The sequence below is a fragment of the Nonlabens tegetincola genome (assembly GCF_002954355.1).
In the GTDB taxonomy this organism is placed as follows: domain Bacteria; phylum Bacteroidota; class Bacteroidia; order Flavobacteriales; family Flavobacteriaceae; genus Nonlabens; species Nonlabens tegetincola.
Genome location: NZ_MQVV01000014.1, coordinates 70908 through 95581, shown reverse-complemented (window position 1 = coordinate 95581; position 24674 = coordinate 70908). Strand labels below are relative to the sequence as shown.

Genomic DNA, 24674 nt, shown 5'->3' with positions numbered 1-24674 from the left:
CTAATCTAACTTAATCCTCTTCTCATCTCTCTTAATCTGCTTTTCTAATTTATTTTTCCATGGAAAGCTCATCCACATACCTATAATTCCAAAAAATAGTAAGCCTAAGACTTGATTAGTTTTTGTAAGTTGTCGGTTAGGCGCAAGGTTTAAAACATACCAAACACCATAAAACGAGATAGGTAAACTCAAAAAACTTAAAAAATACCACTTAAAAGTGTATCCCGTCACAACCTGAGATAAAAGCTCTGGTTTTGCAAATTTTACAAAAAGAAACGCAACAAAAACTAAGGAATAAGCAATAATTAAACCTCTAAAAATACTGGCGTGTTTGCGTATTTTATCTTTTTTGTCGTTAGTCATTTTCTTCCTGATTTTTTAAGTTCTACTTCTGCCTCGTGCAACCAAAAACACAATCCTATTAATCCTAATATTAAGACTGTCAACGAGGAAAGTACTTTTTTGCTTGTGCTGGTTGTAGAAAACATCCAAGTAACCACAGCTGCATAACTGCCCAACAACAATAAGCTTATTAATATCCAGATCCAATCTACATAGATCACATCTAATCCTGGCATAGGAAAAAGCCTATGAAGTAATTGGACTAGGAACAATAGAAATAGCAAAACAGTTGCAGATTTAATTACAGTTACATGGCTTCTCATATTATTTAAAAATAAAAGCCTTTGTTCAAACAAACAAAGGCTTTATCAATTAATTTAATTTGATATTATTTACTTAAATACATACGTCGACGTGCATATAAATCGTAGAACTCGTCATCCTTAAGGCTGTCTACAAATAAAATACTCTCACCAGTTGATTTCATTTCTGGACCTAATCTCTTGTCTACATTTGGAAATTTATTGAATGAAAACACAGGTTGCTTGATCGCATAACCTTCTAATTGTGGATTAAATTCAAAGTCAGTAACCTTTTTCTCTCCTAGCATTATTTTAGTAGCATAGTTTACATACGGTTCTCCGTAAGCTTTAGCAATAAAAGGTACTGTACGAGATGCTCTAGGATTAGCCTCGATAATGTAAACCGTATCATCTTTGATTGCAAACTGTATGTTGATCAAACCAACAGTCTTAAGTGCAAGTGCGATTTTTTTAGTGTGATCTTTAATTTGCTGCATTACAAGATCTCCTAGATTAAAAGGAGGCAATGTAGCGTTAGAATCACCAGAGTGTATTCCACATGGTTCAATGTGTTCCATGATACCTATGATATAAACATTTTCACCATCACAAATAGCATCTGCTTCAGCTTCTATGGCACCATCTAGATAATGATCTAGTAAAAGAACGTTATTAGGTATTTTTCTTAAAATATCAACAACGTGTGCTTCTAGCTCTTGTTTATTGATGACAATTTTCATCCCTTGACCACCAAGTACGTAGGAAGGACGCACTAGAATCGGGAAATCTAATTCATCGGCTACTTTTAAGGCCTCATCTGGCGTTGTTGCTGTATCAAATTTAGGATAAGGTATGTTGTTCTCTTTTAACAAGGTTGAAAAACGTCCACGATCTTCAGCTAGGTCCAGCGCGTCGTAGCTTGTACCCATAATTTTAATACCGTAACGATCTAATTTCTCAGCTAGTTTAAGCGCTGTTTGTCCACCTAGTTGGACTATAACTCCTTCTGGCTTTTCATGACGAATAATATCATAAATATGTTCCCAGAATACAGGTTCAAAATACAGCTTATCAGCTGTGTCAAAATCGGTAGACACAGTCTCAGGATTACAGTTAATCATGATAGTCTCATAACCACATTCTTGAGCAGCATATACACCATGAACACAACAGTAATCAAATTCAATTCCTTGGCCTATACGGTTAGGACCTGATCCTAATACAATAATTTTCTTTTTATCCGATACAACACTTTCATTTTGCGCAAACCTCTTACCATCAGCAGTTTGCATCTCTGCCTCAAAGGTTGAGTAGTAATAAGGCGTCATAGCAGGAAACTCTGCAGCACAGGTATCTACGAGCTTATAAACACGGTTAATGTTCATCTCGTCTCTTTTGTTGTATACCTCACTTTCTAGGCATCCTAGCATGTGTGCTATCTGTCTATCGGCAAATCCTTTTTGTTTAGCCTCTAAGAGTAGCTTTCGCGAAAGCGTATTTATATCAAACTTTGAAATCTCCTTTTCTAGTTGGTGCAATTCCTCAAACTGCTGCAAGAACCACATGTCAATACGAGTGATCTCATGAATACGTGAAAGAGAAATTCCCATTTCGATAGCATCATACAGTGCAAAAACCCTATCCCAACTTGCATTGGTTAACTTATCAATCACTTGATTGTAGTCACGGTAACCCTTACCATCGGCACCTAGTCCGTTTCTTTTAATTTCAAGTGACTGTGTTGCTTTGTGCAAAGCTTCTTGGAATGATCTACCAATTCCCATCACCTCACCTACGGCTTTCATTTGTAAGCCTAGTGTGCGGTCTGAGCCTTCAAACTTATCAAAGTTCCATCGTGGAATTTTAACAATTACATAATCGATTGTAGGTTCAAACAAGGCAGATGTACTACCCGTGATCTGGTTGTTCAACTCATCTAGGGTATAACCTAAAGCAAGTTTAGTAGCTATTTTTGCGATTGGATAACCGGTAGCTTTACTTGCAAGCGCCGATGATCTAGAAACACGAGGATTTATTTCAATGGCAATGATTTCCTCTTTTTCGTCTGGACTAACAGCAAATTGAACATTACAACCACCTTCAAATTCACCTATACTGCGCATCATATGGATAGCCATATCACGCATTTTTTGATACGTACGATCTGATAAGGTCATAGCAGGTGCTACTGTAATAGAATCACCTGTATGAATTCCCATAGGATCCATGTTTTCAATTACACAGATGATTACTACGTTATCATTTTTATCGCGTAATAATTCTAATTCGTATTCTTTCCAACCTAGCAAGGCTTTATCGATCATTACTTCATGAATAGGAGAAGCCTCTAGTCCACGACGTAGTAATTCATCATAATCTTCTTCCTTGTGAACAATTGCTGCTCCTGCACCACCTAAAGTAAAGGATGATCTTATACAAAGAGGAAATCCGAATTCCTGCGCAATTTCTTTTCCTTTTAAGAATGATGTAGCAGTAGCTTGTGGCGCCATACCTACACCTATTTTTTCCATGAGTTCTCTAAACTTCTCACGATCCTCGGTGATATTAATAGCATCAATATTTACACCTATTAAGTCAACACCGTGCTCTTCCCAAATTCCTTTTTCTTGCGCTTCAATACACAAGTTAAGAGCTGTTTGTCCTCCCATTGTCGGTAACACTGCATCAATTTGTGGATGCTCTTTTAGAATCTTTCTAATTGAGTTTGTGTTAAGCGGTAGCAAGTATACATGATCTGCCATACTAGGGTCAGTCATAATAGTCGCAGGATTTGAATTGATAAGTATGGTTTCAATACCATCTTCACGCAGTGATCTCAATGCTTGAGAACCTGAGTAGTCAAATTCACATGCTTGCCCAATAATAATTGGACCGCTACCTATAAGTAATATGGATTTTAAGTCTGATCGTTTAGCCATCGGTGTGGAAATGTGTAATTTAGGAATTCAAAGATAAGTTATAAAAAAAGGCGTTAACCCTTAAGATTAACGCCTTTATTAAGTAATAATGAACAATCATTATTTTTTATGTCTTCTTTCAGTAGAAACAGATAATTTTTTACGTCCTTTTGCTCTACGACGAGCTAGTACTTTACGACCGTTTGCTGAAGCCATACGCTCGCGGAAACCGTGTTTGTTTCTTCTTTTTCTCTTACTAGGTTGATATGTTCTCTTCTGTGCCATAGCTCAAAAATCTGTTTCAATAAATTATAAAGAAGGTACCATACCTTCATTTTAAATCGGGTGCAAAGATAATCTTATTTTATACATGTACAATAGTTAAGAAAAGTTTTTTTGATTATTTCGCTTCCGCGAAAGCGTAACTTTTAATTCATTCTTCCAATAATTAATTCTATCGGTATTAGATTAATGTGGTTTTGAACGTCATCTAAATCTTTCTTAGAATAAAATTCCCACCAAAAGTCCTTAACTATCCCTTTTTCTTTTATGGCACAAGGTTTCAACATTTGCCAATTATACCTTAGGTTTTTAATATTTCTTTGGTTGTAACATGGAACAACAAACCCATCATCAAAATAGTCAACCTGTACACCAAGCCAACCATATGCTGGAATCTCAACACTAGAAGTAATTACTTTTTCTAATGGTTACTCTCAATCTGTTTGACTAGAAAAGCTTAATACGGATAATAGTAGAAATAGTAAATTAAATTTTTTCATGGTTTAATTTTATGCTTCGTTAAGAAGCGGTTAGTGAAATTAAACCACGGTGGTTTTGATTAGTTAACTCTTGTAAAAGTATAAAAAAACCTAATTAAGAAGATTAATCTAACACTTCTAAATTAATATTTATTTTAGAACAAGAATCTACTGTTGCATCCTTTAAAAAAATAGAATCATTTCTTTTTGAAGCAAAGAATTTCTTGACATTTTTATTCTTTTTTGAAGGCGCCTCTTTTATATTAAGGGAGCCTTTTATGGGAGATAAGCAGATTACAAAAGTTTCTCCAGAGTTAACAAGAATCCTTTCAATTATTTTAATATTAATAACATGAGAACGATTGCTTGTAATATTAATTTGATAGTTCTCGTTATTCACCTTTCTTATATATCCAGTGGATTCATTAAGAACAAAAAAATCTACCTTACAAACAGCTCCTTTACTTCCCGGAACCCAAATTCCTTTTTTTCTAATTGGTATATTAACATCACGCAATAAATAAGATAATGAATCAGGAACCTTTATACCAACATAAAAGGGCTGAGAGGTAATCGTCATGGGAGGCTTGCTACCCTTGAAGGCACCTATATTTACAATTACAGGTACTTCTTCACCAAGTACAATTTCATCCAAAATTTGTTCAGGGCTTTTAATATTGATAGTTTCTTTATTAAAAAGACTGTTTTCTATAAGTATCTGATTAAAATTATGATGTAAATAAATAGAGGAACTAGTTTGAATAATTTTTTTATCAATTGTAACTATTCCATTATTGTCAGGATAAAATATTTGGTGATTTACCTCACTTACAACATCTAAATAAAATTCCTTTAGTTGGGTTTTAGAATTTAAATCATAAAATTTGAAATTTTGCTCTTGACTAAATAGTAACGCTGGACACACTAAGAGCATCCAGCGTAAGATATTTTTTAAACTATGTACAATCATTTTTTTGCATCGTTTATCTAATCAGGTTCAAAATATGACAAAAGTACACTCGAAGTTTAATAGCCTGTTCAAAACCGTCTTACTCTGCACCTATTATCTTATTTATATATAGCAAAACTGTTCGTCATTAGTAATCAGTATAATATAGACGAAATGCTGGAAACCACTTAAATAAATTATAATTTCGTACAGGAGTCCAACCCTTTTGAGAATCTACATATAAATTTAAAGCGACATTTTTTTTATCCTTGAACACACGATAACTTGTAGGTGTGATCATTTTAAATCCTACATAGACAAATTTTTTGTCATAAAAATCTTCTGGAACTTCTTGTTCTATTTTTAATGTAAACCAATTTTTTCTATTTTTAAATTTTTCGTACAAGCTATTGTTAAAAGCGATCCGGACTAAGTTAGGGTCATTAATACTATCTGCTGAGAAAAGAATATATTCACATTTGACAATTTCATTTCTATAAGATCGTTGAAATAAAAAGGAAAGACTGTCCAATTGTTCTACTTTCTCAAACATTGGTAACTTCGTTAATTCTGCAACATTATAACCGTTCGCATTTATTCCTTTGTTTTGTAATTTTAATTGCGGATAAAAACCAGTCTTTTTATTTTTTAAAAATACTGTTGTTAATGTGTCTGGTTGTTCAATAGCAGATCTGTCTACCTGACAATAAGTCAATTGCGTGATCAATATAAAAAGGAACATAATATAATGTTCCTTTTGAATTTGTAAGAGATTAATAATTTGCAACATTGCTTACCCTTCGTTAATAAATTCTTGCATAGTACAAGGAGTTGTACTATTATACTCTGAACCCCAACCTATCCAAAAACGTCTTTTTTTTCTTTTAACTGGTCGCACATATGCGATATGTCCGTCGCCTGCACCAGTATCCATCCACACAGCCTCACAAGGTCCTTCTGATCCTGAAACAATTTCATCACACCAAAAGCAACCTTCAGTCTGAGTGGCACCGCTTTGATTAATATCACTAGGACCATTTTCAAGAGTTAATAACAAAAAACTTGAAGTATCTTCATCAAATACAGATTGTATTTGATCTTCTAATGAAGCCTCTGCGGCATCATTTGGCTCTGTGTCAAAATCAACCGATTCAACATAATTTTTTACGGCATTTACAACATCCAATTGTGCAGTATTTAAGGCATTATCTGTAATAAATCTGTTATACTTAAATACCCAAACAGCTTGTTTTTCAGTATTATCAAGATTATCAAATTGTATCATGCCGTCTTCAGTGTTCGATAGAATACTAAAATAGGTAGATTCTGCATCAAATCCTGATTTTGAAAGGATTTGATTTGATTCTTTATCTAATGGTTCTTCTGAATCTGTTTGACAAGAAAAACTTACCACTGCTAAAAGTAGTAATAATAATAAATTAAATTTTTTCATGGTTTAATTTTATGCTTCGTTAAGAAGCGGTTAGTGAAATTAAACCACCGGTGGCTTTGATTAGTTAACTCTTGTAAAAGTGAAAAAAAAAAAACGTAATTAAAAAGATTAATCAAAAGGTTTACAATTATTTAACACTTGTCTGGTGTTAAAAATAGTAGGACAAACATCATACTTAGTTCACAGAAAAACAAGCAATTATAACTAATAACTCAAATTAATCACTATTCCTTGTAAAATAATAGCCATCCTTATCCATTATCTCTATTTGGATACCACTCCATCAAACTTACTTTGATGTCGGAATTAACCTCTTCAATAGATTTTTTGAATTTCTCTACATCTTGATAACCATCGGTACCGCGATAATGATAAGGAATCACCTCTTGTGGTTGAAACTGTAAAACAGCATTTGCCGCTTGCTCTATATCCATAGTATATGGTAAGTTCATACAAACAATAGCTTTATTTATATTCTCAAGATTACGCATTTCTGGAATATCCTCAGTATCACCAGAAATGTAAACTCGATAACCGTTTTTTTCAATAACATAACCATTACCGCGTCCCTTTTCATGAAATTTTAATCTTTCTTCCGTAAGATTATACATAGGAATTGAAGTTATAGTAAAGCCCTGGATCGTTTTAACTTCACCGTTATTAAGAATTATAGGTTCAAAATCTTCTCCTAATTTATCAGCCACTGCCTGTGGTGTTATTAATGTAGCATTTCCTTGTGTTGCTTTAAGGGTTTCGGCATTCATGTGATCACCATGAATATCAGTCACGAGCTGAATATTCGGGTTTTTCATTCCTTCAAAAGCTTGTGCGCCTCCTACAGGATCCACGTAAAATACGGTTCCATCCCATTCCATAGAAAAAGTAGCATGAGATATTGGATTTATCGACAACTCGGGTTCATAATTAGTCTGTTCTTCAACCATTACTTCTTCCTCAATGACTTCTTTTTTATTTTCCTCTTTACAAGAAAGAGTAACAGCAAGAACTAAAAAACTTAAAATTATTTTATTCATTTTGATATTTATTTGATTTTCAATCGATGTAACAATGAGTTAAAGTTAAAGTAAAGTGTTTTCCCAAAATGTTTACGTGGAGTTAAGATTTTAATAGCGGTTTTAAAACCTGACCATGATCGATGTGTGAATAGTTTTGACAACCTAAAAATTTTAAAACACATGAAAATTAAATTACTAACCGCTAGCCTTTTAGCAACTGCTATTTTTGTCTCTTGTAACGACGATGATAATCAAGCTTCAAATCCGCAAGCTGACAGCATCGATTTTAAAGCTCACTCCGTTACCGGTAATTACCTTAAAACAACATCTGACTTCTCTTCAGTAAAAGTATACCCAATACTATCTAGTGAAGATCAATTGACTGAATCTCCAAATTTCGTATACGGATCAATGGCCGATGGAATGGGATTAATTTACAACCGCGCCGATGATAACTTTACTCTTATCAATAACATTGAAGCAGATTACTCCATAGCTAGAATCACCTTGGACAATACCTTTAAACCTGTAAAAGGTGAGTATATTTTAAGTGAGTCGGCAACGGCAAGTACCGCTCAATGTTCTGGATCACTAATTACTCCAGAGGAACATGGCTTTGGACCGCTTTATTTATCAGGTGGTGAATGGGGTGGATCATCTAAAGGTGTATTCGTAACTGAACCTACAAAACCTTCTAGCGCACGCACTACTCCAGAATTGTTAACTGCTATGGGACAATGGAGTACTGAAAATGCAGTAGCGATAGGTAAAGATGCTTATCAAGATAAAACTGTTGTTTTTATTGGTGACGATCATTCTGATAATAACATTCCTTCTGGACAATTAGGAATGTACGTAGGAGATAGAGGTGATCTGTACAGTGGTAAATTATACGGTCTTAAAGTTACTGCCAGCGGTATTAACTATGAAATGGACATGCAAGAAGGTCAAACATACACAGCCGAATTTGTAGAACTTAATCAGCGTAACATTGATCTACTAGATGCTGAGGCTAAACAAAAAGGCGTTATGGGATTCTCTAGACTTGAAGATATCGACTGGAGAAGAGGAAACGCAGCTAATCAAAGAGAAGTTTATATCGCCGTAACTGGTAGAGACAAACCAGGTTTGATAGGAAAAGGAACTAGATACGGTCGTGTGTACAAAGTAGTACTTAATGAGAATGATCCTACAGGACCTGCTACTATTACTTGTGTGTTAGATGGTGATAAGGTTAATGGAAAAGCATGGGGATTCCATAGTCCTGATAATATTCTTGTTACAGAAAACTACGCATACATTCAAGAAGATCCTAATGGATACTTTGACGATCCTGCAAGACAACACTATGCAAGAATGTATCAATACGACCTAAACAACGGTACTGTAAAAACAGTTCTTGAATGTGACCAAGTTGCTGCTGCTGCAGCAGGAGTAGGAACTGAAAATAGCATTTGGGAAATAACAGGAATGATTGATATCTCTATGCAAACTGGCCTACCAGGTTCTTTCCTAGTTGCTACACAAAATCACGGTTGGGAACCTGCGGATGGTAGTGCCTTCTCTGATCCTACTGCGGTTATAGATATTGCAAACAGCCGTAAAGAAGGTAGTATGTTGTATGTAATTACAGGATTAGAACAATAATCATGTTACGTATTAAAAATAATATTTTAAAGGCTTGCCTCATGGCAAGCCTTATTCTCTTAAATTACGCCTGTAAGCAACCTCAAGAATATTCCCATATAAGTACTACCAAGCATTGGGAAGAACTTGAGTCTTCTTATAAAAAGGAACTTATTGAAAATCGTGATCTTCTCGATTCTATTAGTGAGACCAAGGAGATTAAAGTAATGAGGGATTTGTTTAAAGTTTCTAGACAAAATTTCAAATCTCTTGAGCCCGTTCTATCATTTCATGATAAGCAAGTTTATGCTAGTTTGAACGCTCCGAATATACTTAAGGTAGAAGAGGAAGATGCTACAGATATCAAAGAACTTAATCCTTTAAGTTTTCAATCTTTAGAGGAAAACATTTTCGGTGAAAATCCCGACCTCATACTTGCTCAAAAAACTGCTCATCACATGAGTAATAAAATGGATGCACTTGCTCGCAATGCCGATTTTTCTCACTATCAAACCTATCATGTATTATGGATGGTCCGTAATCAAATCCTACGTACAACAACCACAGGAATTACTGGGTATGACAGTCCAGCTTTACAAAACAGTTTAGAGGATGCTGTTTCCGCTTTCGCGAAAGCGGAATACCTCATCAATCTAGTGTTAACCAAACACCCTAATGAATCTCTAGCTAAAGAATGGGAAAACGCATTTACGGCAAATAAAAACTATTTAAAAAAACATTCCTTTTCTTCTTTTGATCGCTATCATTACATTAGAAATCATAGTGATCCCATGCTTAAATTATGGGCACAAACCGTAAAAGAACTGACCATTCATTTTCCACTAGAAATGGCGGTATCTAATGAAGCAGAAGCATTATTTTCTAACGAACTACTCAATCTAGATCATTTTGCAGGATACCTAGTAGACACACTTACACAAGAAAAAATTGAGCTGGGAAAAAAACTATTCAATGAGAAAGGGTTTTCAAGTAACGGAGCAATAAGCTGTGCTTCTTGTCATGTAGATAAACTAGCATTTACAGACGGACTTGCAAAAAGTAAGGATCAAAAACGAAATAGCCCTAGCCTAACCTATGTAGCTTATCAAAATAATTTTTTCTACGATAAGAGATCTGGAAGTCTAGAAGGACAAATTATTAATGTAGTTGAAAATGAAACAGAATTTCACACTGATGTTTCTAAACTATTACAAGTGGTAAAGCAGAATGAAGATTATTTAAAATCAATTACAACTCTTTATCCTGATCAACCTTTAAATGAATCAACTGTAAGAAGATCCATAGCAGACTATTTACGCAGCTTGAATAGCTGGGATTCAAAATGGGATAGAAATCTACGAGGTGAAGAATCCAGCTTAACTTCGTCAGAAATTAATGGTTTTAATTTATTCATGGGTAATGCACAATGTGCAACTTGTCATTTTGCCCCAGTTTTTAATGGTACTATTCCGCCTGATTTTACTGAAACCGAAATTGAACATTTGGGAACTCCTGCAACAATTGAAAACACAAACGCTACAATTGATGAAGACCTAGGTGTGTATGAGGTTTATCAAACTGAATCTAGAAAACACTTTTTTAAAACTCCAAGTTTGCGCAATGTTGAAATCACATCACCGTACATGCACAACGGAGTTTACAGCACACTTGAGCAAGTAATTGATTTTTATAATCGTGGTGGTGGTTATGGTATTGGAATAACTGATCAAGAATATCAAACCTTGCCACCAGATCCATTAGACCTTACCAAACAAGAGCAAACTGATCTCATAAATTTTCTAAAAACCCTAACAGATCAACGATACGAATCAAATGTTGATCAAAGTATTTACTAAATAGGAAAGCGCCTTTCCTACTTGATTTTTATAACCATAAACAGGAGCAGCCTCGCATATATGAATATAGCGAGGCTGTCCTTTTTTGACTATTTCGGTAACTATATCTATTAATTCTTGAAATGAAAAACCTACAGGAGATTGTGCGCTACTTGGAAAGTCTTTTACTACGTCCATATCAATTTCAAGAGCAAAGTGTTCCAGTTTAATTTTATCAAACACCTGTTCTACTCTTTGAGTAAAGTCTATTCTATCTGTTATAAAATCTGCCGAAATTCTCAAATCATGATCTATGAGTTCTTGCATTTGAGTAGTAAGAGCACTAGGTTGTAATCCTATTGCATGATACCTACCGATTGCTCCGTCTTTAAGTGCGTGAGAAAATCCATTACCGCTGTGTCTTCCTATTGCTGGTCGCAAATCAGTATGTGCGTCAATATTCACTACATCAATTGCATGGTCTACAGCTGTTGCTTTTAATAAAGGGTATGCATTATTATGACCGCCACCTATTACTATAGGGATTTTTCCTAATTGAACGATTTGACTTATGACCTGTTCTACACGTTTATCAATTTCTTGTACACATTTACTTAAAATCAAACGATCATCTGGATGATAGGAATAAAGACCTTCACAAACATCCATTTGATCCTCGGTCTTTATAGTTCCTAATACAGCAATATTATCTACTGAGCGATATTTATTAATTTGAGTAGAAAGAAAAATCGGTAAAAATGAATCCCAAGCTTCACTAGCTCCTACTCTACCAAAATTTGCTCTTACACCGATATCCTCTGGTATTCCTAGTAAGACATATTTTTCTTGACAACTAACTAAATCTGCATAACTATTAAGAAAGGTTATTTTTTCTGCATAAACAACAGAGGCGTCTTCCCTTTCTTTAAAATTATCAATTTGGGATCGGTGATTTACAAATTGCTTCTGAGCAGACTTGTCAATAAATTTAACGTAATTCATACCTACATAAAAGTTCCAGAAATCATCACTTTATCAATTTGTGATGTTCCAAAATTATAAGGAATTCCAGCTAGATTATCAATATTTTTAAAGAATAATAAGTCGGCTCTTTTTCCTTTGGTTATACTTCCTACTGATTCATCAAGCTCTACAGCTGCGGCAGCGTTAATAGTTAGCGCATTAAAAGCTTGTTGCGGTGTCATTTTCATTTTAATACAAGCTAAGGAAAAAACAAAATTCAAATTTCCCGATGGTGTACTGCCTGGATTATAGTCACTAGCTAGTGCAACCGCAATATCTTTATCCATTAAATCATGAACAGGTGTGTAATCTAATCCTAAGAAAAAACTGCAACTAGGTAAAGCCGTAGCAATTGTGTTTGAATTACTCAGTGATATTAAGTCTTCATCTTCTAGAACCTCAAGGTGATCTACACTTATAGCATTATGTTCTACCGCTTTTTTGATAGCTCCCAATACATTAAACTGATTTACATGGACCTTTGCTTTTAAACCGTATTTTGCTCCAGCTTCTAAAATTTGGACCATTTGTGAAACTGAAAAGTAATTTTTTTCGCAAAAGACATCGATATAATCTGCGAGATTTTCAGAGGCTACTTTAGGTAGCATTTCTGCAATGATAAAATCGACATAGTCTTGTTTATTGTCTTTATACTTCAATGGCACCGCATGAGCTCCTAGAAAAGTAGCTTTGATAGACATAAATACTCCAGGTGATAGCTCTGTTTCCTTAAGACGTTTAATGACTCTAAGCATTTTTAACTCGCCTTCCATGGATAATCCGTATCCACTTTTAATCTCAATAGATGTTGTTCCTGTTTTTATTACCTCTTTAAGTCTTATTAATGCTTGTTCGTACAATTCATCTTCGCTCATGTCTTGCAATCTGGCAGCACTATTTAAAATTCCTCCACCACGAGCAGCAATTTGTTCATAGGTTAATCCGTTAATTCTGTCCTCAAATTCCTTTTCTCTTGTAGCTGCAAAAACAAGGTGAGTATGACTATCAACATATCCAGGAGTTACTATAGTATTTTGTACATCGACTATTTGATCCTGGTTTTCAACAACAACTAGATCACTCATTTTTCCAAAATCCTCTATTACACCATCTTTTATTTTGATAAAAGCATTCTTAATGCTGGGACATTCTTTCATTTGACTGCCTATTACTCTTTTGATGGATGCGTCACGTATTTGAAAAAGTTCTTTAATATTAGTGTAAACAGTGGTCATTTATAATTGAATTTTGTAATCAGGTAAAGGTATGTTTTTGCAGGTAATTGTGAGAAGATGTGATAGACAGTTCTTACATTCGCTCTATGAAAAAAAATATTAATTACCTGTGCGTTCATTCTGGGCAATTAAGAGATGACAAATACGGTGGTGCTACCGCTCCATTGTACCTATCTACAGCCTACGATTACCGCAATCCTGGCACTAATTTATATCCTCGTTACATGAATACACCTAATCAAGTTGCATTGGGTGAAAAGATGGCTGCATTAGAAAATACAGAGGCCGGACTCATTTTAGCGAGTGGTATGGCTGCCATAAGTGCTGTTTTCATGAGCTTTTTGAAAACTGGTGACCACATCATTTTACAAAGGGCTATTTACGGTGGAACAGCACATTTTGCCGCTGCCGAATTTAAAAATACGGGTATTGAATTTACCATGGTTGAACGTATTAATGAAGAAAACCTTCAAAAAGCTCTTCGACCGAATACTAAAATGATTTATGTAGAAACACCTAGTAATCCTTTACTAGAGCTTGTTGATCTTGAAGTTGTTTCCGCTTTCGCGAAAGCGAACAAATTAAAATCTGTAATCGACAACACCTTTGCCTCACCCGTTAATCAAACACCAGCAGATTTTGGGATTGATATTATAATTCACAGTGCTACCAAGTATTTAGGTGGACACAGCGACATAACAGCAGGAACGGTAAGTGGTTCACAACAGGATATTGATCGTGTGTGGAATACAGCTAAAAATTATGGAGGAAGTATAAGTGATCAAACCGCATGGATGCTAGATCGCAGTATAAAAACTCTAGGATTAAGGGTCAAAAAGCAATCGAAAAATGCAAAAAAACTGGCCAAATTTTTAGAATTACATCCATTAATTAGAAAAGTGAACTATCCTGGATTGCCATCACATCCTGATTACGAAATTGCAACAAATCAAATGAAGGGTTATGGTGGTATGCTCTCTTTTGAGCTCAAAAGTTCTGTAAAAACGGATAAATTTTTAGAAGCACTAAACTTAATTCAGCCAGCATTAAGTCTTGCAGGAGTTGAAAGTACTATCCTAGCCCCTAGTTTAACATCACATAGTTTGTTGACACCAGAACAAAGAGCTGAGCAAGGAATAAGTGATGACTTGCTTAGGTTATCTGTAGGTATTGAGGAAGTAGATTTGTTAATTAACGACATCGAACAAGCGATGGAGAAAAGCACAAAATAATGGAGCCAATTAAATTAGATATACTTGCCATAGGTGCTCATCCTGATGATGTAGAATTAAGTTGTTCTGGTACATTAATCAAAGAGAAGTCATTAGGAAAAAAAATTGGTGTGCTTGATCTTACTCGTGGTGAATTAGGTTCACGAGGTAGTGCAGATATAAGAGATAAAGAAGCTGCAAATGCCGCTAAAGTTATGAATCTAGATGTAAGAGAAAATCTAGGATTTAAAGACGGCTTTTTTACTAACGATGAACATCATCAAATGGAAATCGTAAGGGTAATAAGAAAATATAGACCAGAAATCGTTTTATGTAATGCTATCGACGATCGTCATCCAGATCACGCAAAGGGTTCCAACCTTGCAAGTGTGAGCTGTTTTTTATCCGGTTTATTAAGGATTGAAACCTTTTTAAATGGAAAAAAACAAGACCACTGGCGACCTAATCACGTTTATCATTATATACAATGGAAAGATATCGAACCAGATTTTGTTGTAGATATTTCAGGGTTTATAGATCAAAAATTAGAAGCAGTAATGGCTTATGAATCGCAGTTTTATAAAGCTGGTGATGAAGGTCCTAAAACCCCTATTAATTCGGAAAACTTCTTACAAAGTATAAAGTATAGGGCAGCAAATTTAGGTCGATTAACGGGAAGCAATTATGCCGAAGGATATACAGTCGAACGATATCCTGCAATAAATAGTTTATTTGATTTAAAATAATTAAAAAAAATAGCGAGTATAATTTTTAAATGTTATAAATTTGCACCGCTTTAAAAGTCGTGGTTGAGATATCTTGAGCACCACGTTAAAAAACTCACATTGATATGGTGGTTGTAGCTCAGCTGGTTAGAGCGCCGGATTGTGGTTCCGGAGGTCGCCGGTTCGAAACCGGTCTTCCACCCAAAAAGCCTTAGATATTCTAAGGCTTTTTTTTATTTCTATACTTATCGTGCGTTCCTAATAATTTATCATTGGACTTCCAATATTTTAATTTCTTTACACTATCACTGTGATGTTTTATCGCTAAAACGTTAAACATTAAGATTAAAATCAATTATCGTGCCGTATCGATTAACAAATGATAATTTTAATATTATGATGCACTTAATCGAAAATATAAAATGTAAAAATAGTCCTACATCAGATTTAAGTATTTGAATATCATAATTTTATATATTGAATCATGAATTTTATGTAAAAAACGTATTTTGTTGCTAAGGATTTAATCTTCTAGTTTTAAGGCATTAACCTTTAAATTTTTTAAAAATGAAAAAATCCCTTATCAAATTATCAATGATTGGATTTGCATTAGTAGGTCTTTTAATTACTTCTTGTTCCTCGGATGAGTCACGAGAAGAAAATTTAGACAATCCTAGATTAAAAGCTATACAAGATCATGCTGTTAAACTTGGTTATAAAGTAGAAGACGTAGAATTAAAAGACTTTCTTCTACCTGATAACACTTCAATTGAACGTGTTTTTCTTCAAGATGATATTGCTTTAAGTGAAGATGAGTTCTTTGCGCTTGAACGAGAAGGAGATCTTGAAAAGCAATACAGAACTTTTAATCTAGTTAGCAGTTCAAACACTACAATTGATATACTAGGTTACACTGGTAATAATCAATATGGATTATCTTCTAAGGCACAGACTGGATTAAGATGGGCTGTAGCGAATTATAATCGTTTAAGTGGAGTAAGTTTAAATTTTAGATTGACTTTTGGAACTGACACTAATAGTGCCGATATGGTAGTTTACGATACTTCCTTTTCTAATTCTGGATCTGGTGGTGTAGCTGGATTTCCTTCTAATGGGCGTCCTTACAAATGGTGTCAAATCTATAATTTAGAAAACTTTTCGACTAATGTGAATGAACATGTGATTTGTCATGAAATGGGCCACTCTATAGGTTTCCGCCACAGTGATTGGTTTTCTAGACAATCTTGTAATCAATCTGGAGAGTCTGCAGGTTCTGATGGAGCCGTTCATTTAGCTGGTACTCCAACTGGTTGGGATCCTACTAGCCTTATGAATGCATGTTTTTCTGGAAGTACAGGTGGAGAGTTTAATAATAACGACATCACTGCCCTACAGGCAATGTATTAAGTTAGATTTTTTTTGGAAGAAAAGCCCGAAGAATAACTTCGGGCTTTTTTTGATTAGTATTTTAAAATAGAGTGTGTCGATTCAGAAAACTGTTTTCTCCCATTTAAAAAGCCTAGTTCAAGTACAAAATTAGCATACACCTTACTTGCTCCTGCCTCCTTTAACAACGATATAGCAGCCGCAGCGGTTCCTCCTGTGGCCAAAACATCATCATGAAGTAAAACTACATCATCCTCTTTAATCGATTTCTCCTGAATTTCTAATGAATCTGTTCCGTATTCTAGCTCATAGCTTGTTTTCAGTATTGGTCCAGGAAGTTTTCCAGCTTTACGTATCATAATAAATTTGGCCTTCAACTTTTGCGCAAGCAACATTCCAAATAAAAATCCTCTTGATTCTATACCAGCAACTACATCAATCCTTTTACCCTGATAAGGTTGGGTTAATTTATCTACGACACCACTTCTGATTTCATTAGTACTTAATAAACCAGAGATATCTTTAAAAATGATTCCTTGTTTAGGAAAATCTGGGACATCAACTACAATTGCTTTTAATTCTTTTTCAGTCATAGATCAAAATTAAAAAACTGAATAAACTTTTAATTAAAGTTATTTCAATATTTAAAAAATGATAGTATATTTGCAACCGCTTTGTGAGAAACATGTTTTCATTAAGCAGCTATAAAGGCCTCGTGGCGCAACTGAATAGCGCATCTGATTACGGCTCAGAAGGTTACAGGTTTGAATCCTGTCGAGGTCACTTTAGTCATTGCAAAATGACAACAAAGCCACGCAATCACTATGATTTGCGTGGCTTTCTGGTTTTTAGACCAACATTTGAAATGAAACGATTTGCTTCTATATGGTAGCTAATCGTCAGTTAATTTTCAAAGTGTCAGTTGAACTGACACTTTCAAGAAAAGCTTTGAAATACTTGCTATAGTTGATTTGACATTCGTCAAGACGATTTGTATAATCTAAAGACGACAACTATGCGGTCAACAAACACATTCTCAATTCTCTTTTGGGCAGACCAAAAGAACGCCACAGATGGCGAAGCTCTGGTTTATGCCAGAATCACGGTAAACCAAAAACGAGCTAACATCAGTTTAAAAAGACGAGTGCCGGTAAAACTTTGGGACCCTAAGAAAAACCGAAGTAAGGGTAACTCTGCAGAAGCTCGCCAACTCAATCAGTATATCGACCAGACTTACACTAAGCTCTTCCAGATATACCAAGACTTAAAATTTCAAGAAAAATTGATAACGGCCAAGCTCATAAAAGCCCACTACACAGGCGAGAACGAGCAATCCAAATCACTTCAAAACCTCATCGCCTATCACAGTAAAAAAATTGAAAATACTCTGGCAAAGGGAACGATTAGAAACTTCGGAGTGACCGAAAACTACCTCAACAGATTTCTCAACAAAGTCAAGAAAACAACCGATATCTATTTAAAAGAGCTCGATTATAAATTCCTGTGCGACTTCGAAAATTACTTAGCCAATTACTGGCCAGCTGGTCATCCAAAAGCCTTAAGCCAGAATACTATAATGAAGCATATTCAACGTTTACGTAAAATAGTAACGTTGGCTTATCATATGGAATGGATTCCACGGGACCCATTTGTAAGATGGAAACCAGTTTACGAGAAGAAGCAACGTGAGTTCCTTTCTGAAAATGAGCTTTCCAATATGGAAAACTTTCAGTTTTCTATCGAACGCCTGGACAGAGTGCGTGACTTATTTGTGTTTAGCTGCTACACCGGTATCAGCTATGTGGATATAATGAATTTGACAGAAGATAATTTGGTGCTTGGTATGGATGGCGGAAATTGGATATATACCAAACGTCAAAAAACAAAATCTTCAGTCAAAGTCCCGTTACTTGGAAAAGCAGAAGAAATCATTTCTAAATATGAAGGGCATCCTATGACAGAAGTAACAGGAACACTTTTGCCAGTAATCACTAATGAGAAATTGAACGTGTATCTAAAGGAAGTTGCTCACTATGTTGGTATAACTAAAAATCTAACGTTTCATATGGCACGCCATACCTTTGCAACTACCATAACGCTTTCCAATGGTGTTCCTATAGAAACGGTATCAAAACTCTTAGGACATAGTAAAATTGCTACTACTCAAATTTATGCTCGAGTACTCGAGCATAAGGTTAGCAATGATATGGATATCTTGAAAAACAAGTTGTTGAAGAATAAAAATGAACGCATTAAAAAAGCAGACTAATAACCAAATTTATACTTTCAAGAAGCATTCTAAATAAGAAAGTACAACAAATTATATCAAATTTTATTATTTTTGTACTTAATGAAGAAATTCCTCCACAAATCGATGGCTATCTTAATGGCAGTCGTGGTACTTTTTACCACGATGTCATTTACTGTTGATATGCATTATTGTGGGGATTCTCTTGTAGATTTTTCATTGTTCCAATCAGCAGAAACCTGTGGAATGGAAAAAGAGCAGTCAAGTATAGGTTGTGAAAATCCGATGCTTACCAAAAATTCCTGTTGCTCTGATGAGCAATTAATTATTGAAGGACAGGATGATTTAAAGCAAAACTTTACCAAGTTGACTTGCGAGCAGCAAACGTTCATCGCTGCTTTTACATATTCTTATATAAACCTATTTGAAGGAACCGAATCTGAAGAAGTTCCTTTTGAAGATTACCCGCGACCCTTTGTCAAACGGGATGTGCAAGTGATGTACCAGACTTTCTTAATTTGATTTGTTAGATTTTTTGAATGAAGCCCAATAGCTATGCTGTAGTGGGCTAAAACTCGTGTTTGCCATTTTCCGCAACACGTAATTCCAATTATCTAATACATCAAATGTTATGCTGAATAAGAGCATTAAATTTCTCATAGAAAACAAACTTGTTGCCGTTCTACTATTCGCCCTATTTGTGGGTTGGGGCGTGGTCAACGCACCCTTTAATTGGGAAACGGGCTTTTTACCTACAGACCCAGTTGCCGTTGATGCCATACCGGATATTGGCGAGAACCAGCAAATTGTTTTTACCAAGTGGCAAGGTCGCTCGCCACAGGACATTGAAGACCAAATCACATATCCTCTTACCACTTCGCTTCTCGGTATTCCAGGTGTGAAAACCATTCGTAGTTCGTCTATGTTTGGATTTTCAAGCATCTATATCATTTTTGAAGAAGACATCGAGTTCTACTGGTCACGCAGTCGCATACTTGAAAAACTGAACTCACTTCCTGCAAACCTATTACCTGATGGTGTCAATCCATCATTAGGACCAGATGCCACGGGTCTCGGACAGATTTTTTGGTACACGCTGGAAGGTCGTGATAAAGACGGCAACGTAACTGGCGGATGGGATTTACAGGAATTGCGTAGCATACAGGATTACTATGTGAAATATGGATTGTCATCGGCAAGTGGTGTTTCTGAAGTAGCTTCCATTGGTGGCTATGTTCAGGAATACCAAGTGGACATTGACCCAGAAAAAATGCGCCAGTACAACGTGAGTATGGGCGATGTGGTTAAAGCCGTCAAACAGAGCAATCAAGATATAGGGGCACAGACTCTCGAAATCAATCAAGCGGAATACCTCGTACGCGGATTGGGTTACGTCAAGTCCATAGCAGATATTGAAAATGCAGTTGTAGATTCTGAAAATTTCACTTCCATCCGCATCAAAGATGTGGCTAACGTCCATTTGGGGCCTGCTACCAGACGTGGTATTCTCGATAAGGAAGGGGCCGAAGTCGTAGGTGGTGTCGTAGTCGCTCGCTACGGTGCAAATCCGTTGGAAGTTATCAATAATGTCAAGGCGCAAATTGCCGAAATAAGCTCTGGACTTCCCACAAAAACTTTATCAGATGGTCGCATTTCGCAAGTTACCATTGTACCATTTTATGACCGGACAGAACTCATACAAGAAACGCTGGGAACGCTCAATGAAGCACTCACTTTGGAAATCCTAATTACCATTTTGGTCATTATTATAATGGTTTTCAATCTGCGTGCATCCATCCTTATTTCAGGGTTGTTACCCGTAGCCGTTTTGATGGTTTTCATCACGATGAAGCTCTTTAATGTAGATGCAAATATCGTCGCACTTTCAGGTATTGCCATTGCCATCGGTACAATGGTGGACGTGGGCGTGATACTCGCCGAAAATATGATACGGCACTTGGAAGATGAAAAGCTGCGCCTTAATGAAAACGGTAAAGAATACACCACAAACGAAATCATCTACAACGCAACTGCCGAAGTCTCTGGTGCTATTCTAACAGCAGTTTTAACAACAATAATCAGTTTCCTGCCCGTATTTACAATGATTGGTGCCGAAGGAAAACTATTCCGTCCGCTTGCCTTTACCAAAACAATGGCACTCACGGCATCACTCATCATTGCGCTATTTCTCATCCCACCCATTGCGGCATTTCTTTTCCGTAAGACGAATTTGCGTGAACGGACACAGTACGTCATCAATGGCTTACTTGTTTTATTGGGAATTCTCGCCATCGTTTACGGCTTTTGGTTGGGGCTAATTCTAATTGCCTTTGCCATAACATCACTTTTAAAGATGCGTGGTACGCTTTCGCGAAATCGAGCTGGCGAGATTCACGACCAACGAGAGAGCGTAGCGGTAAAGCGTAAAAACCTTCTGGACATCATCATTTCATCGGTTGCCATCGTATTCTTGCTCGCTACCTACTGGCGACCGTTAGGCTTTGACCGAAGTATTGTGATGAACTTGTTATTTGTTTCCATTATCTGTTTTGGACTGCTTGGTGTGTTCTCGATTTTCAGGATATACTATGAGCGTATTTTGCGATGGGCACTTCAGAACCGATATCTATTCTTAATCGTTCCGGCTACGGTGCTCACGTTGGGTATCATTATTATGCGAAATACGGGCAAAGAGTTTATGCCAGCGCTGAATGAAGGCTCTTTCCTGCTGATGCCTACATCCTTACCACACGCTGGTGTGGAAGAAAACAAGCGAGTCTTACAACAGCTCGATATGGCGGTGGCGAGCATCCCTGAAATTGAAACCGTAGTAGGAAAAGCAGGACGAACGGAAAGCGCACTCGACCCAGCACCACTCTCGATGTATGAGAATGTCATTCAGTATAAATCTGAATATATGCGGAATAGTTCAGGCGAGCGACAACGCTATAAGGTCAATGACGATGGATTGTTTGTACTGAAGAACGACAAATTTATTATTAACCCAAATAATGAGATAGACGAAGATGTCAATTATGACAAAGCATCGCTCAAGACTACCGCTACACGCGAAGAGTTGATTGAAGATGAAAACGGCGAGTATTACCGAAACTGGCGACCAGACATCGAGAGTCCAGATGATATTTGGAACGAGATAGTTCGAGTAACCAAACTACCAGGCGTGACATCTGCACCCAAGTTGCAACCCATCGAAACACGATTGGTAATGCTACAAACGGGAATGCGAGCACCTATGGGTATCAAGGTAAAAGGTCCCGATTTAAAGTCCATAGAAAATTTTGGACTGCAACTGGAAGACATCTTGAAACAAGCCGAAGGCGTTAAAGAACAAGCTGTCTTTGCAGACCGTATCGTGGGCAAACCCTACTTGCTCATCGATATTAAGCGAGACCAATTGGCTCGATATGGCATATCCATTATGGACGTGCAGGAAATCCTTCAAGTGGCCGTGGGCGGTATGCCACTAACGCAAACCGTGGAAGGCCGTGAACGCTACGCCGTGCGTGTCCGCTATCCAAGAGAATTACGGGCAAATCCAGACGACTTGCGTAATATCTATGTTCCTGTTGAAAAAGGAAGTCCTGTACCGCTTGGCGAATTGGTAGATATTCGCTACGAGCAAGGACCACAGGTCATTAAGAGTGAAGACACTTTTCTTATTGGCTACGTGCTGTTTGATAAACTCGATGGCTTTGCAGAAGTGGATGTGGTCGAAAATGCCCAAGCGCTGATTCAAGAAAATATTGATAACGGTTCGCTGGTCGTGCCACAGGGCGTGAGCTATCGCTTTACAGGAACGTATGAAAACCAGTTGCGAGCAGAAAAAACGCTGTCGGTTGTTGTACCACTTTGCTTGCTTGTCATTTTCTTGATTTTGTATTTCCAGTTCAGGTCGGTTTCTACATCGCTTATGGTGTTTACTGCAATCGCCGTGGCCTTTGCGGGTGGGTTTATAATGATATGGTTGTACGGACAAGATTGGTTTTTCAACTTCAGTTTTTTCGGCGAAAATCTTCGGGACTTGTTCAATATGAAGACCATCAATTTAAGTGTCGCCGTTTGGGTAGGTTTTATTGCCCTATTTGGTATTGCTACAGATGATGGTGTAGTTATGGCGACTTATTTAGACCAATCTTTCAAAAGCAACGAACCAGACAATAAAAAAAGTATAAGACTCGCCACTTTGGAAGCCGCAGGTAAACGCATTCGTCCGTGTTTGATGACTACCGTAACAACGGTGCTGGCACTACTTCCCGTACTCACATCCACAGGCAAGGGAAGCGATATAATGATACCGATGGCGATACCCATTTTTGGCGGAATGATAATCGACGTTACGTCTTATTTCCTATTACCAGTTTTATACAGCTGGAAAAAGGAATACCAACTTAAAAGAGCAAACAGATGAAAAAATTAAAATATATACTCGTGTTTTTGTTTGTTTCCGCTTTCGCGAAAGCGCAACAATTACAATCCTATATTCAGGAAGCCGAAGCGAACAATCCAGAAATTCAAGCCTTTGAATTGCGGTACAACATCGCCGAAGAAAAGGTAAACGAAGCCAACTGGATTCCCAATACCGAAGTAAGTGCCGGCTACTTTGTGAGCGAGCCAGAAACCAGAGTGGGCGCACAACGTGCACGGATAGGTGTAAAACAGATGTTGCCGTGGTTTGGTACTATTACAGCTCGTGAAAATTATGCCACCGCAATGGCAGATGCCGAATATGTGGACATCACGATTGCAAAGCGCAAGCTCGCACTTTCGGTCGCACAATCCTATTATAGCCTGTATTCTATACGTGCCAAGCAAGCTGTGCTTGATGAAAATATACAGCTATTGCAAACCTATGAGCAACTTGCGCTCACATCTGTAGAAGTGGGTAAAGCGAGTGCCGTAGATGTGTTGCGACTTCAAATACGGCAAAATGAGTTACAGCAACAAAAGGAAGTGCTGGAAGAAGAATTTACAGCAGAACAAACGGCTTTCAACAACTTGCTCAACCGCGAATCAATGATGACGGTTGACGTCGTTCCAGAAATGGAAATTCCACAGGAAGACCCGTTTTATAGTAATGAAGCGCTGGCGCTCAATCCTGAACTGCTCAAATACGATAAACTTTATGAATCTGTGGCACAATCTGAACTACTCAACCAGCGTGAAAGCTTACCTATGATTGGTTTTGGTGTGGACTACTTGCCTGTAACAGAACGTAGCGATGTCAATTTTAGCGATAATGGGAAAGATATATTGATGCCAATGGTTTCGGTATCCATTCCCATTTTTAACAACCGTTACAAATCCATTTCAAGGCAAAATGAACTGCGCCAGCAAGAAATAGAAACCCAACGGGAACAGCGATTGAATGTGCTGGAATCCGCTTTCGCGAAAGCGCAATCACAACGCAACCAAGCGCGCATCGCTTACAATACACAAGAGCGCAACTTAAAACAAGCCCAAGATGCCGAGGAAATTCTGGTAAAAAATTATGAAACGGGCACTATCGATTTTAACGATGTGCTGGACATTCAGGAATTGCAGTTGAAGTTTCAGATGAATCAAATCGAGTCGGTGCAAATGTACTATGTACAATCGGCCATTATTAACTATCTAATCAATTAAT

The 24674-nt window shown here is 36.7% G+C and carries 20 protein-coding genes and 2 tRNA genes; 11 read left to right on the top strand and 11 right to left on the bottom strand.

Annotation, left to right across the window (positions count from 1 at the left end; all coding sequences use genetic code 11):
• From BST93_RS07355 to BST93_RS07320, 8 genes are all read right to left on the bottom strand, one after another.
• Complete coding sequence (locus BST93_RS07355) at positions 1-363, bottom strand: hypothetical protein (protein ID WP_105018650.1); 363 nt, start codon at positions 361-363, stop codon at positions 1-3.
• On the bottom strand, positions 360-665 hold the full coding sequence (locus BST93_RS07350; RefSeq protein WP_105018649.1) for a hypothetical protein: 306 nt from the start codon (positions 663-665) through the stop codon (positions 360-362). Before BST93_RS07350 ends, BST93_RS07355 begins: the two co-directional genes overlap by 4 nt.
• Before the next feature lie 65 nt (positions 666-730).
• Positions 731-3583: a carbamoyl-phosphate synthase large subunit gene (gene carB, locus BST93_RS07345; protein ID WP_060522887.1), complete on the bottom strand. Its 2853-nt coding sequence runs from the start codon at positions 3581-3583 to the stop codon at positions 731-733.
• Between the two features lie 99 nt (positions 3584-3682).
• On the bottom strand, positions 3683-3847 hold the full coding sequence (gene rpmH / locus BST93_RS07340; RefSeq protein ID WP_042278158.1) for a 50S ribosomal protein L34: 165 nt from the start codon (positions 3845-3847) through the stop codon (positions 3683-3685).
• Between the two features lie 600 nt (positions 3848-4447).
• Complete coding sequence (locus tag BST93_RS07335; protein WP_105018648.1) at positions 4448-5293, bottom strand: hypothetical protein; 846 nt, start codon at positions 5291-5293, stop codon at positions 4448-4450.
• Between the two features lie 127 nt (positions 5294-5420).
• A complete protein-coding gene (locus BST93_RS07330; RefSeq protein ID WP_105018647.1) occupies positions 5421-6062 on the bottom strand; it encodes a hypothetical protein in 642 nt (213 codons plus the stop codon).
• A 3-nt stretch (positions 6063-6065) separates the two neighbouring features.
• Positions 6066-6725 (bottom strand): bacteriocin fulvocin C-related protein, encoded by a 660-nt coding sequence (locus tag BST93_RS07325; protein WP_105018646.1) that lies wholly within the window; start codon positions 6723-6725, stop codon positions 6066-6068.
• Positions 6726-6976: 251 nt separating this feature from the next.
• Positions 6977-7759, bottom strand: a complete 783-nt coding sequence (locus tag BST93_RS07320) for an MBL fold metallo-hydrolase (RefSeq protein ID WP_105018645.1) — start codon at positions 7757-7759, stop codon at positions 6977-6979.
• Between the two features lie 162 nt (positions 7760-7921).
• On the opposite strand from BST93_RS07320, the gene BST93_RS07315 reads away from it, so the two are divergent.
• Both BST93_RS07315 and BST93_RS07310 read left to right on the top strand, forming a co-directional pair.
• Positions 7922-9388, top strand: a complete 1467-nt coding sequence (locus BST93_RS07315; RefSeq protein ID WP_105018644.1) for an alkaline phosphatase PhoX — start codon at positions 7922-7924, stop codon at positions 9386-9388.
• Between the two features lie 41 nt (positions 9389-9429).
• Entirely contained in the window at positions 9430-11223 is a 1794-nt protein-coding gene (locus BST93_RS07310; protein ID WP_219843740.1) for a cytochrome-c peroxidase, read from the top strand.
• Here the strand turns inward: BST93_RS07310 and BST93_RS07305 are convergent.
• Positions 11197-12204, bottom strand: a complete 1008-nt coding sequence (locus BST93_RS07305; RefSeq protein WP_105018642.1) for a formimidoylglutamase — start codon at positions 12202-12204, stop codon at positions 11197-11199. The genes BST93_RS07310 and BST93_RS07305 overlap by 27 nt on opposite strands.
• A 2-nt stretch (positions 12205-12206) precedes the next feature.
• Complete coding sequence (hutI, locus tag BST93_RS07300; RefSeq protein WP_105018641.1) at positions 12207-13460, bottom strand: imidazolonepropionase; 1254 nt, start codon at positions 13458-13460, stop codon at positions 12207-12209.
• 86 nt (positions 13461-13546) lie between these two features.
• Between hutI and BST93_RS07295 the strand changes: the two genes are divergently transcribed.
• The 4 genes from BST93_RS07295 to BST93_RS07280 all read left to right on the top strand — a co-directional run bounded on the left by BST93_RS07295 (position 13547) and on the right by BST93_RS07280 (position 16803).
• Positions 13547-14692, top strand: a complete 1146-nt coding sequence (locus tag BST93_RS07295) for a trans-sulfuration enzyme family protein (protein ID WP_042278473.1) — start codon at positions 13547-13549, stop codon at positions 14690-14692.
• 8 nt (positions 14693-14700) lie between these two features.
• On the top strand, positions 14701-15417 hold the full coding sequence (gene bshB1, locus BST93_RS07290; RefSeq protein WP_105018943.1) for a bacillithiol biosynthesis deacetylase BshB1: 717 nt from the start codon (positions 14701-14703) through the stop codon (positions 15415-15417).
• A 106-nt stretch (positions 15418-15523) separates the two neighbouring features.
• A tRNA-His gene (locus BST93_RS07285) sits at positions 15524-15599 on the top strand.
• 364 nt (positions 15600-15963) lie between these two features.
• Positions 15964-16803 carry a M57 family metalloprotease gene (locus BST93_RS07280; RefSeq protein ID WP_105018640.1) on the top strand — a complete coding sequence of 280 codons (840 nt, stop codon included), beginning with the start codon at positions 15964-15966 and terminating at the stop codon, positions 16801-16803.
• 53 nt (positions 16804-16856) lie between these two features.
• Here BST93_RS07280 and BST93_RS07275 read toward each other — a convergent pair whose 3' ends face one another.
• Positions 16857-17375, bottom strand: a complete 519-nt coding sequence (locus BST93_RS07275; RefSeq protein ID WP_105018639.1) for an adenine phosphoribosyltransferase — start codon at positions 17373-17375, stop codon at positions 16857-16859.
• A 116-nt stretch (positions 17376-17491) separates the two neighbouring features.
• Between BST93_RS07275 and BST93_RS07270 the strand changes: the two genes are divergently transcribed.
• From BST93_RS07270 to BST93_RS07250, 5 genes are all read left to right on the top strand, one after another.
• A tRNA-Arg gene (locus BST93_RS07270) sits at positions 17492-17565 on the top strand.
• A gap of 232 nt (positions 17566-17797) precedes the next feature.
• Positions 17798-19051, top strand: coding sequence for a site-specific integrase (locus BST93_RS07265; protein WP_105018638.1), 1254 nt, complete (start codon positions 17798-17800; stop codon positions 19049-19051).
• A gap of 81 nt (positions 19052-19132) precedes the next feature.
• A complete protein-coding gene (locus tag BST93_RS07260) occupies positions 19133-19552 on the top strand; it encodes an HYC_CC_PP family protein (protein WP_105018637.1) in 420 nt (139 codons plus the stop codon).
• A 109-nt stretch (positions 19553-19661) separates the two neighbouring features.
• Positions 19662-23459 (top strand): efflux RND transporter permease subunit, encoded by a 3798-nt coding sequence (locus tag BST93_RS07255; protein WP_105018636.1) that lies wholly within the window; start codon positions 19662-19664, stop codon positions 23457-23459.
• Entirely contained in the window at positions 23456-24673 is a 1218-nt protein-coding gene (locus BST93_RS07250; RefSeq protein ID WP_105018635.1) for a TolC family protein, read from the top strand. Before BST93_RS07255 ends, BST93_RS07250 begins: the two co-directional genes overlap by 4 nt.
• Position 24674 lies beyond the last annotated feature (1 nt).